General features: G+C 62.7%; 9 protein-coding genes, 1 tRNA gene and 2 pseudogenes. 6 read left to right on the top strand and 6 right to left on the bottom strand.

Features of this window, described 5'->3' with window-relative positions; translation table 11 throughout:
* Nucleotides 1-2860 (bottom strand): type II/IV secretion system ATPase subunit (locus tag PGX04_RS31495; protein WP_273742076.1); only part of this gene is annotated, 2860 nt, incomplete at its 3' end.
* A 360-nt stretch (nucleotides 2861-3220) separates the two neighbouring features.
* Between PGX04_RS31495 and PGX04_RS31490 the strand changes: the two genes are divergently transcribed.
* The 3 genes and pseudogenes from PGX04_RS31490 to PGX04_RS31480 form a co-directional block, all read left to right on the top strand.
* On the top strand, nucleotides 3221-4888 hold the full coding sequence (locus tag PGX04_RS31490; protein ID WP_273742075.1) for a long-chain fatty acid--CoA ligase: 1668 nt from the start codon (nucleotides 3221-3223) through the stop codon (nucleotides 4886-4888).
* Nucleotides 4888-5655 (top strand): SDR family NAD(P)-dependent oxidoreductase, encoded by a 768-nt coding sequence (locus tag PGX04_RS31485; RefSeq protein WP_273742074.1) that lies wholly within the window; start codon nucleotides 4888-4890, stop codon nucleotides 5653-5655. Before PGX04_RS31490 ends, PGX04_RS31485 begins: the two co-directional genes overlap by 1 nt.
* 138 nt (nucleotides 5656-5793) lie before the next feature.
* Nucleotides 5794-6008 (top strand): annotated as a pseudogene (locus PGX04_RS31480) (acyl-CoA dehydrogenase family protein); the annotation flags it as partial.
* 329 nt (nucleotides 6009-6337) lie between these two features.
* On the opposite strand, the gene PGX04_RS31475 reads toward PGX04_RS31480, so the two are convergent.
* Both PGX04_RS31475 and PGX04_RS31470 read right to left on the bottom strand, forming a co-directional pair.
* A tRNA-Arg gene (locus PGX04_RS31475) sits at nucleotides 6338-6410 on the bottom strand.
* 16 nt (nucleotides 6411-6426) lie between these two features.
* A complete protein-coding gene (locus tag PGX04_RS31470; protein WP_273742073.1) occupies nucleotides 6427-6750 on the bottom strand; it encodes a twin-arginine translocase TatA/TatE family subunit in 324 nt (107 codons plus the stop codon).
* A 217-nt stretch (nucleotides 6751-6967) separates the two neighbouring features.
* Here PGX04_RS31470 and PGX04_RS31465 point away from each other — a divergent pair, with 217 nt between their 5' ends.
* The gene (locus tag PGX04_RS31465) at nucleotides 6968-7444 is read left to right on the top strand and encodes a redoxin domain-containing protein (protein ID WP_273742072.1); all 477 of its coding nucleotides are present in this window, start codon (nucleotides 6968-6970) and stop codon (nucleotides 7442-7444) included.
* A 64-nt stretch (nucleotides 7445-7508) separates the two neighbouring features.
* Nucleotides 7509-8324 (top strand): HD domain-containing protein, encoded by an 816-nt coding sequence (locus tag PGX04_RS31460; RefSeq protein ID WP_273742071.1) that lies wholly within the window; start codon nucleotides 7509-7511, stop codon nucleotides 8322-8324.
* A 218-nt stretch (nucleotides 8325-8542) separates the two neighbouring features.
* Here the strand turns inward: PGX04_RS31460 and PGX04_RS31455 are convergent, their stop codons facing one another.
* Complete coding sequence (locus tag PGX04_RS31455) at nucleotides 8543-8779, bottom strand: helix-turn-helix domain-containing protein (RefSeq protein ID WP_273742070.1); 237 nt, start codon at nucleotides 8777-8779, stop codon at nucleotides 8543-8545.
* Between the two features lie 271 nt (nucleotides 8780-9050).
* On the opposite strand from PGX04_RS31455, the gene PGX04_RS31450 reads away from it, so the two are divergent.
* Nucleotides 9051-9245 carry a XapX domain-containing protein gene (locus PGX04_RS31450; protein WP_273742077.1) on the top strand — a complete coding sequence of 65 codons (195 nt, stop codon included), beginning with the start codon at nucleotides 9051-9053 and terminating at the stop codon, nucleotides 9243-9245.
* A gap of 29 nt (nucleotides 9246-9274) precedes the next feature.
* Here the strand turns inward: PGX04_RS31450 and PGX04_RS31445 are convergent, their stop codons facing one another.
* Nucleotides 9275-9436 (bottom strand): hypothetical protein, encoded by a 162-nt coding sequence (locus PGX04_RS31445; protein ID WP_273742069.1) that lies wholly within the window; start codon nucleotides 9434-9436, stop codon nucleotides 9275-9277.
* Nucleotides 9437-9525: 89 nt separating this feature from the next.
* A pseudogene (locus PGX04_RS31440) lies at nucleotides 9526-10175 on the bottom strand (FAD-binding protein); the annotation flags it as partial.

The following is a 10175-nucleotide window of genomic DNA, read 5'->3' as shown; positions in this document are numbered from 1 at the left end:
CGCCGTCCGACGCGCTCTCATCGGTGGGGGAGGCCCCACCGGTCGCGGCGTCGGTAGCGCTCGCGGCGGCTTCGTCGCTGTCACTCTCGTCACCGATGGCGAACCCCGTCTCTTCGCTGAGCCACGCCGGTTCGTCACCGTCGTCATCGTCCTCGCCGGTGAACGCCGACGAGCCGGCGCCGAGTTCCCACTCGTCCTCGTCGACGGTCTCGTCGACGTCACCGGCGAACTCGAACTCTTCGCTGTCGGCGCGGTCGACGTCGATCGTACTCTCCTCCTCGACGTCGCCGAGGGCGCTCGCGAGGCCGCTCGGGATCTTCCCCCGGTACTCCTCGAACAGGGACTCTTCGGCCCGCTCGAGGAGGTCCATCGAGAGGTTGTATGTCTCGCTGCTCGCGTCCGGGCGCGGAACGAGTTCCTCCTTCTCCGGGTCGACGTCGATCAGGACGCTCTCCATCTCGCGGAGGTCATCGAGACTGTCCTCGAGCTGCCCGTTCGCGATGAGGGTGAGGATCGTATCCGGGTCGTTGATGAACGCCTGCACCGTCGCGGCGACCTCCGCGTACGTGTTCAACCCCTTCTTGATGAGATAGGCGAGGATGACTTCCCGCTTGAACAGCTCCTCTTGGAGTTTCTCGGTGCTCCAGCCGCGGTCGAACTGAATCTCCTCTAACGTGTTCGAGTCCCCCATCTTGAGGTACTCGTCGGTCTCGGCCTGCCACTGGTAGACGTCCTGAACGTTGATCTCGTCGTGTTCGGCCTCGTAGTGATTGATCTCCGTGAGGGACTTGTTCCGGCGGACCTTCCGGCCCTGGACTCTGGTCTGCGTCTGGATCGAGACCAGATCCAGCGCCGTGAACATCGTCTTCGAGACGTTGATCGGGTCCGTCGTGAACCGCTTGAGAACCTCGTCGACGGAATCGGCGTGGAAGGTGGTGTAGGTGGTGTGACCGGTCGACATCACCTGGAACAGCGTTCGATCCTCCTCGCCGCGGATCTCGCCCATGACGATGTAGTCGGGCCGCTGGCGCAGCGCGGCCTCGAGCAGGTCGAACTCGTCGACATCGCCCTGCTCGTCGTCGGCGAACGAGGGACGGGTGACGCTGGCGATCCAGTTTCGCTGGGGCAGTTCGACCTCGCGGGTGTCCTCGATGGAGACGATCTTCGCGCTCGAGGGAATAAACAGGGAGACGGCGTTCAACGAGGTCGTCTTCCCGGACGCAGTCCCCCCGGCGAAGATCAGGCTCTTGTGGTTCTCGATGGCGAGCCAGAGGAACGCCATCTCGTCGAGCGAGAAGGTGTTCCAGTTGATGAGATCGATCGGCGTGAAGGGGACGTCCTTGAACTGGCGGATGGTGTAGTTGGTCCCGTGATCGGACACTTCCTTGCCGAGCGTGAGCTGTGCACGCGAGCCGTCCGGCAGCGTCGCATCGACCTGTGGAAGCCGCTTGCTGATCCCCTTCCCCGAGCGCTGAGCGAGTTTGACGACGAAGTCGTCGAGTTCGTCCTCGCCGTGGTAAATATTCGAAATGATCTGTTCGTACTCGGAGTGGTAGACGAAGACCGGCGAGTTGTAGCCGTCGACGGAGATGTCTTCGACGTTGATGTCGTGTTTGATGCCGTCGATGCGCTCGTACCCGATGAAGTCCCGTTTGAGCAGGTAGAGCAGTTTCTCGACCTGGTACTCGCTTAACGTGTCCGGATCGTCCGCGAGGATCGCCGGCTCGGGTCTGACCTCGATCCCCCCGAGTTGACTCGGCCCGTTGCCGATTTCCTCCTCGTCTTCGTCGTCGAGGAGCCCCCGGAGCGTCTCGAGGATCCCCTCCGAGGTTTCCCCGGAGGTTGCCTCGAAGAGATCGTATCGCTCGAGAAGCCGCCGCGTTTCGTCCTCGATAACCGTCCGTCGGCCGTCTTCGGTCGCTTTCTCTTTGATGCCGTCTTCGGAGTACTTGATCGCCGTCCTGAGTTTGCCCGAGAGGAACTCCTGCAGTTCGTTCTCGATCTCGTTCTGGTACGGCTCGATCATGTAGTACTTCTTCTCGTTTTCCTTCTCCGAGTGGAAGATGACGACGTAGGCGTAGGGTTTGTTCACCCAGTAGCGCTCGATCTCGCGGAAGTGGGTCTTCTTCTCGAGCGGCACTGCCTTCTCGAGATCGTAGCGATTGGAGACGGTGGTATTGCCCGCAACCGTCGAGAAGAACTCGTCTTCCTCGATATCCTCTTGAATGTTGACTGTCCGTTCCTCGACGATATCGTCCAGTTCCAGCGCGGCGTCGTTGCCGGCCGCGAGGTGTCCTTTTATCGTGTCAGGATCGAAGCCGAGAGCGTCCTCCTCGTCGTGGCGGACGATCTCGCCGTCACCGTCTCGCGGACGACTTCCGTCGTCCTCGTAGTAATACTCCCACTTGTAGTGTTCCCAGGTCCAGGTATCCTTGACGACCGGCGTCGTTTCGGGATCGGCGTACTCACAGAAGCGGTCCCAGAGCGCGTCCGCGTTGTCGCCGGCGATCGGTACCACGTGGTTCGCGAGGTCGTCCGGGTGGTGGCCGAGATACGTTTCCGGGTCGAACTCGACCCGATTCCAGTCGTCCCCGCTGGGGACCGTCGTCCCGACGTCCTCGTCGGTGTCGAGCCCGAGCTGATCGTCCGCGTCGGCTGGCTCGTCCGGATACAGGACGGATACCTCGTCGCCGTGCCCGTATTCGCCCATGAACTCTTCCCACGTGTACGTCCCAACGCGGATGGCCGAGTTCGATCTCGGCTCCGACTCGTGGGCCCGTTCGTCCGCCGACGCAGGGTCGGACCCCTCCCCCTCAGAAAAGTCCCCGGCATCCGACTGGTCGGCCTCGTCAATAGCCATTGAATCCATCCATACAGTCACCCCTCAAAAAATTCATCCGCCCATTACCATTTCTGATAATTCTGCGCGTGCGAGGTTTCGACTGTTTCTGCGCTGCGTCGTGGTCTAACGCGACTCGAGGTTTCGTTTCGTCTCGGATTCAGGGTGATGCCACGTAACTCAGAACGGTTCGTCTGTGAAGGGAGACAGCACGCTTATATCCGCTTTTCCCTGTTTTCTATGCGAGTGTCAATGACAACCAGCATGCGTGAGGGATCTATCAGTAACCGTTGGAACCGCACCGACCTATTCGAGACGCGTTCGACTCCCTCGGTGGCAGCGGTCGGACTATTCGATCGTCGCTGGCGGTGGTGATCGTCGATGACGGAACTGACGCTCCGACCGTTCTTCTGGCGGCCGACGAACCTCTTCCCGGAGACGCGACTCGTCTCGCGGACGCACGACGGCATCGTCGAGAGTTCCTACGGCGAGTTCGGCGAGCGCGTCCGATCGCTGCTCGCGGCGCTCGCCGACCGCGGCTTCGGCCACGGGAATCGAATCGGGACGTTCGGCTGGAACCACCACCGGCACCTCGAGGCCTACTACGCCGCGCCCCTCTCGGGCGCGCAGTTGCACACGATCAACGTCCAGCTTGGCGACGAGGACATCGTCTACATCGTCGACGATGCGACCGACGATATCCTGTTCGTCGATCCGGGCGAGCCGTTCGAGACGATCGAGCGGCTCTGGTCGGAGCTCGACGTCGAGCAGCTCGTCGTGATGGATGAGACGGTTCCGGAGACGGAGATCGACGTCGTCGCTTACGAGGACCTCATCGCGGAGTACGACCCGATTTCGGAGGACGAGATGCCGGATATCGAGGAGGAGTACCCCGCGGGGATGTGCTACACCTCCGGCACGACCGGCCGCCCGAAGGGCGTCGAGTACACGCACAAGATGATCTACGCCCACGCGATGATGGTGATGACGCCGGCCGGACTCGACATCAGCGAGCGCGACGTCGTCATGCCCGTCGTGCCGATGTTCCACGTCAACTCCTGGGAGTTCCCGTACGCCGCGACGATGGCCGGCGCGACGCAGGTCTACCCCGGTCCGTCACCGAGCGCGGCGGACCTGCTCGAACTGGTCGAGCGCGAGGGCGTCACCATGACGGCCGGCGTTCCCACGGTCTGGATCGATCTGCTCGAGCACGTCGATGAACACGGCGGCGACCTCTCCTCTCTCGAGCGGATCGTCGTCGGGGGAAGCGCCGCACCGGAGGAGATGATGCGCCGCTACGACGAGGAGTTCGACGTCACCGTCGAACACGCCTGGGGAATGACCGAGACGATGAGCATCGGTTCGGTCTCCCGGCCGAAGGCCCGCATGGCCGACTGGGACCCGAGCCGCAAGTACGAGAAACGCCGCAAACAGGGCCTGCTTTCGCCCGGCCTCGAAATGCGCGTCGTTGACGACGCGGGCGAGGAAGTCCCGTGGGACGGTGAGTCGGCCGGCGAACTATGGGTCCGCGGGCCGACGGTAATCACGGCGTACTACAACCGCCCGCAGGCCGACGAGGAGGACTTCGAACGCGGTCCCGCGAGCGATGCGAGCGGGACGTCGGAGGACGCTTCGTCCTCCGGAAAGTGGCTGAAAACGGGCGATATCGTCTCCGTCGACGAGGACGGCTACATCGAGGTCGTCGACCGCGCGAAGGACGTCATCAAGAGCGGCGGCGAGTGGATCTCGTCGATCGCGCTCGAGAACGCGCTGATGGCGAACCCCGACGTGATCGAGTCCGCGGTGATCGGCGTCCCCCACGAGAAGTGGCAGGAGCGCCCGCTTGCAACCGTCGTCACCGCCGAAGACGCTGACCCCGCCGAGGACGAGTTACACGACCACCTCCAAGAAACGCTCGAGCAGCCCGACTGGTGGCTCCCCGACGAGATTCGCGTTCTCGAGCGGATCCCCAAAACGGCGACCGGAAAATTCGACAAGCAGGGTCTGCGCGAAAAGCTTGATGTGGGCGACGACGAAACGGAGGACTGATGAACGATCTATTCGATCTCGAGGGCCGGGTTGCCGTGGTCACGGGCGGTGGACGAGGTATCGGACGCGCGATCGCCGTCGAACTGGCGAACGCGGGGGCATCGGTCGTCCCGAGCGCCCGCTCGGCGGACGAGATCGAGGCCGTCGCGGCGGAAATCGAAGACGCGGGCGGCGATGCACTCGCCGTGCCCGCAGACGTGACGGACGCCGACGCCGTCGACGGCGTTATCGACCGAACCCTCGAGGCGTTCGGCGGCGTCGACGTCGTGGTCAACAACGCGGGTTTCAACCCCGACGACGCGCTCGGGCGGCCGGAAGACGTCGATACTGCGGCCCTCGATCGCGTCCTGGACGTCAACCTGAACGGTGCGTACGAAGTGACGCGAACGGCAGCGGACCACCTCCTCGCAAGCGACGACGGGTCCGTCATCAACGTCGCGAGCGTCGGCGGGCTGGTCGGGTTGCCGCGTCAGCATCCCTACGTCGCCTCGAAACACGGCCTGATCGGACTCACGAAGAGCATGTCGCTGGACTGGGCCCCCGAGGTCAGGGTCAACGCCGTCGCGCCCGGCTACGTCTCGACGGAACTCACCGAAGAACTCGAGGAAAACGATCGGCTTCGCCAGTCGATCCTCGACCGCACGCCGCTGGATCGGTTCGCCGAACCCGAGGAGATCGCCGGTCCGGTCGCCTTCCTCGCGAGCGAAGCCGCGAGTTACGTGACCGGTTCCGTGCTCGCGGCCGACGGCGGCTGGACGGCCCGATAGAACGCGGTCCCACGCTCGCTTTCGGTTATTCCCACGTTGCGCTACAATGGTAGTGAACGGGCGCGCGAGGTCGCCGAGCGTGCACACGCCTTGATGGAAGACGTCGTTCTGCCGATCGAACGCGAACGCGCCGGCGGGATGGCCGTTCAGTGTTGTGGCGCGAACGGCATCGGCAAGGACCTCCCGCTCTCCGGGTTCTACGAGTCGGCCCGGACGTTCCGCATCGTCGACGGCGCGGACGAGGTCCACCGTCGCGTCATCGCTCGGGCTACCTTCGAGGACGGTTCCGAGGCGGAACTCGAGCCACTGACCCGCTTTGGGATCCGAATCGAGAGCGACGGACGGAGCACTGACGACTCGCTTGCGCCCGGCAGTTCTCCGTTGTAGTTTCGGTAGTCCACTCCGCGTGCCTGTCGTTCACTTGGAACGATCGTCTAGGACAGTAGTACGTAACCGACGGGCTGGAATGGGGGCGAGACTGCATCGGCATCAACGCCTCGAGTGGCCGCCGTCGTGGTTCGCGACCGCCACCTGCGTTCGCTAATTGGGCTGCATTGGGCCTCGAGACTGATTGTAAGACGGGCGTGGCGGGATTCGAACCACGGTCGTTCCGCTTCGCTCCACTCCCTGATTCGAATCCCGCACGGTCCGTTATCGGCTTCGCTAACGCTCAGCACGATAACGGGCGTGACGGGATTCGAACCCGCGATCAGAAGGTTAGGAACCTCCTGCCCTCTCCGCTAGGCCACACGCCCCGGCGTGAAAAGAACGTTAGTTGGTTTCCGTTTCCGCTTCGGTTTCGGCGTCGGTGACCGTCTCCTCTTCGGAGGTGACGGGCTCCGTGTCGACGAACTCGTCGTCGTTACGATCTGCCTCGTCGACGTTGCCGCTACCGCTACCGTCACGCATTTCTTCGAGTTCCGTTTCAACCTTCTCGCGCCCCTTCTGGAACTCACCCATCGCCTCACCGGTCGACCGTGCCAGCTTCGGGATCTTGTTCGCCCCGAAGAGCAAGACCGCGATGATGAGAATGATTGCGAGCTCCGGAGGCCCCATGCCGCCGGGGATGAACAGCGGTGCAATTTCGGCTACCATCTCTATGCGTGGCTTACCCGCTGGCAATTATAACCTTTTTGGACCACTTAGGTAAACAAGACACCGCGACAGTCCGTGTGAGGACGAGATTCGTCGAGAATGATAGTGCCTCCCACGGGATGGGAGAAACGCGCCGGTTCGTTTCACATCGCCATCGCGATCTCCAACCGTTCCGCGAACGAAACTGTCTTTCCCGCTTGTACGGTATTGTCGAGCGATGGTAACGACCGGCGATACTGCACCCGACTTCACCGCACCGCTCGCAAACGGCGACATCGAGGAGTTTACGCTCTCCGAGCGCCTCGAGGAGGCACCGATCGTTCTCGCCTTCTTCCCCGGCGCGTTCACCGGCGTCTGTACGACCGAAATGTGTACGTTCCAGGATCGCCTGGCCGCGTTCAACGATCTCGACGCCACCGTCTACGGCGTCAGCCGGGATTCGCCGTTTACGCTCAACGAGTTCCGCGAGCAGAACGGGCTCGAGTTCGGCCTGCTCAGCGACTACAATAGGGAGATCATCGACGACTACGACATTCCGATGGACTTCGCCGATCTGGGCGTCTACGGCGTCGCCAAGCGGTCGGTGTTCGTCGTCGACGCCGACGGCGAGATCACCTACGCGTGGGTCAGCGACGATCCCGGCGTCGAACCCGACTACGACGAGGTCGAGGCCGCCGTCGAGGACGCCGCCTGAGCGCACACCGAGCTCCGACCCGCGACGTCGCAGGGCTTTTTTAGTCCGCAACCGACGACTCAGTATGAGCGATTCTGCCGCCGACGAGGACCCCCGCCGCGTCTACTCTCCCGACAATGACCACAACTTTCCCGACGAGAAACTGAACTCGGTCCTCGAGTTCATCCTCGACGACGAGGAGATCACCGCGTATCTCGAGGCGCAGAACGTCAACGCGGTCGATCGGATGCGGTACAACGATCACGGGGCGAAACACATCGAGATCGTCCGCAACCGGGCGCTGTGCCTCTACGATCTGCTCAAAGCGGGCGGCGTCGAGTTTAACGGCGCGAGACAGCAGGGACTCGACGAGGAGGACGAATCGGTTATCGTTGCCCTCGCCGCGATGCTCCACGACGTCGGCCACGTCGTCCACCGCGACAGCCACGCCTACTACTCGATCCCGCTCGCTGCGGACATCCTTAACCGGGTCCTCCCGGAGTTCTACGACGTCACCGACACCGTCCGGATGAGAGGCGAGGTGCTCCATGCCATCCTCTGTCATCACCGATCCGAGACGCCCCTGACGACCGAGGCGGGTGTCATCCGCGTCGCCGACGCGCTGGACATGGAACACGGCCGCTCCCGGATTCCATACGAACACGGCGGGCGAGGCATCAACACCCTCTCGAGTCAGGCGATCAAGCGCGTCTCGCTCCAGCCCGGCGACACCACGCCCGTCATGGTCGAGATCGAGATGACTAACGCCGCCGGCGTCTACCAGGTCGACAACCTGCTCAAGGCCAAACTCAAAGACTCCGGCCTCGAAGAGGAGATCCGGATCGTCGCGCTCAATACGAACGAGAATCACGAGCAGTTGGTCGAACGGATCGAGCTCTAAAGACCCACCTTTTGCGCTGCGGGCTGGCAGAGCCAGCCCTCGGCAAAAGCTGGACCAAAAGCACTCCTCCCTCCGTTCGCTCGCGCTGCTCGCTCACATCACTCGTCGGCCCGCTCGCGCCTTCGGCGCTCGCGGTCATGATCGGTGAAGCGCCTGCCCTCCCCCGGGTCGCGAGTTCCTCGCAACGCTCGGAACTCGCTCCCGGCCATACAAAACAGTCAGTTCGTTACTTCGGCGAGTTCGAATCGCCCGTCCGCTCGCTCGAGATACCCGCGATCCCGAAGCGTTCCGGTAATCGAGAGGACCGTCCCTTTCGTGACCGCGAGGTCGTCACAGAGGTCCTCGGCGGTCGCGCCGCCGCTCGCAGCGAGATACAGGTAGACGAGTTTCGCTCGAGCGGAATCGAGATCGGTCGGTATCGAGACGGCGAGGTCAGTCGTCGCTGGCTGCGTCATACTTCCACGTCTCTCTTTCGACGATAATAAACCCTATCTACAACAATTGTCGAAAACACGGCGACGAGACGCCAGTCATCAGTGTCGATACCGTGTACGTCACTCATCGAATCCGCGGCGATACGAGGAGTCGACCGCTCGAGCGGCCGTTCTCATGTATAGGCGATTGTCGTGACCGGGGAGCGATGACAACCGTTAGCAGGACGGCTACGGGCGTCTCGCTGGCTGGCGTCCGACAGTATAACTTACGATCGGCGATATGGGTAACCCAATGTCGATGCAACTCACCGTCCTCGCGCTGCTGACCGGACTGTTGGCCGGGGCAGTGTTTCGGTTTTTCACTATCCCGATCCCCGCCCCACCGGAGCTCCCCGGTATCATGGGCATCGTCGGGATCTACCTCGGATACAAAGTTATCGAATACGCCGATATCGGTATCGACCTCCTCGAGACGCTGGGATTGTAGCGACCGATCGAGTGACGAGAGTCGGCCGCTCAGGCTGTCGACCTGTTGCTAAAGAAAAGCCGCATGAAAACCCACAGTACCATCAAAAGCGCTGCGGGCGCGAACACTACCGCCACGAACAGCAGCGGGCCGGCCAAGACGGAGCCGCTGACGAGAGACGCGACGATGCCGAGCAGCGAAACGGTACCCATAGATTCGATATTCGTCGGGATGAGTATAAACGATTCTACTCGAGACGACGGCCGGATCGCACGCCGAGAAAACGAAAGCGACGCCGCGGTCAGTAACTACGCTCTTTGGGCTCGTAGGTCTTGTTCTCGCCCTCGAGGATGACCGGTCGGTAGAAGATCGAGGGTTCGCCGTCGTCCCACGAAATGAGCGTGTGTTTGAGCCAGTTCTCGTCGTCGCGGATCTGATTCTCCTGTCGCCAATGAGCGCCGCGGAACTCGTTGCGCACGAGCGCACCGAGCGCGATCGTTTCGGCGACATCGATCAGGTTACGCGTCTCGATGGTCTGCTGGAGGTCGGTGTTGAACGTCCGCGACGGGTCGTCCACGTAGACGTCCTGGTACTCCTGGCGACACTCCCGGATGAGTTTCAGCGCCTTCTTGACGCCCTCTTCGGTGCGGAAGACGTTGACATAGTCGGTCATCGCTTTCTGGAGTTTCGCGCGGATCTCGGCGTGCTGGACGCCGTCGTCTTTCTCCATCAGGTGGTCGACGCGCTCGCGGGCCGATTCGACTGTCCGCTCGAGGATGCCCTCGGCGTCGGCAGTGACGCCCCCGTCTGCGGCGACGCTTCCGCTCGTATCGAGTCCCGCTTCGCCGGGGGCGACCGGGAGTTCGGTGTCGGTTTCGTCCTCCACATCGTCGCCGTAGCCGGTCCGAATCTCGGGCTCGCCGAGGTCGTCGCCGGCGGCGTGGCGGCCGG

The sequence above is a fragment of the Natrinema soli genome (assembly GCF_028618695.1).
Note: the sequence above shows the minus strand (reverse complement) of the source record. Positions and strands in the feature narration are given on the sequence as shown.

Excerpts from the sequence above, each read along its gene's own strand:
- PGX04_RS31455 (WP_273742070.1), bottom strand. The coding sequence starts at position 8,779 with ATGACGCAGCCAGCGACGACTGACCTCGCCGTCTCGATACCGACCGAT.
- PGX04_RS31445 (WP_273742069.1), bottom strand. The coding sequence starts at position 9,436 with ATGGGTACCGTTTCGCTGCTCGGCATCGTCGCGTCTCTCGTCAGCGGC.
- PGX04_RS31490 (WP_273742075.1), top strand. The coding sequence starts at position 3,221 with ATGACGGAACTGACGCTCCGACCGTTCTTCTGGCGGCCGACGAACCTC.
- PGX04_RS31485 (WP_273742074.1), top strand. The coding sequence starts at position 4,888 with ATGAACGATCTATTCGATCTCGAGGGCCGGGTTGCCGTGGTCACGGGC.
- PGX04_RS31450 (WP_273742077.1), top strand. The coding sequence starts at position 9,051 with ATGTCGATGCAACTCACCGTCCTCGCGCTGCTGACCGGACTGTTGGCC.
- PGX04_RS31460 (WP_273742071.1), top strand. The coding sequence starts at position 7,509 with ATGAGCGATTCTGCCGCCGACGAGGACCCCCGCCGCGTCTACTCTCCC.
- PGX04_RS31465 (WP_273742072.1), top strand. The coding sequence starts at position 6,968 with ATGGTAACGACCGGCGATACTGCACCCGACTTCACCGCACCGCTCGCA.
- PGX04_RS31470 (WP_273742073.1), bottom strand. The coding sequence starts at position 6,750 with ATGGTAGCCGAAATTGCACCGCTGTTCATCCCCGGCGGCATGGGGCCT.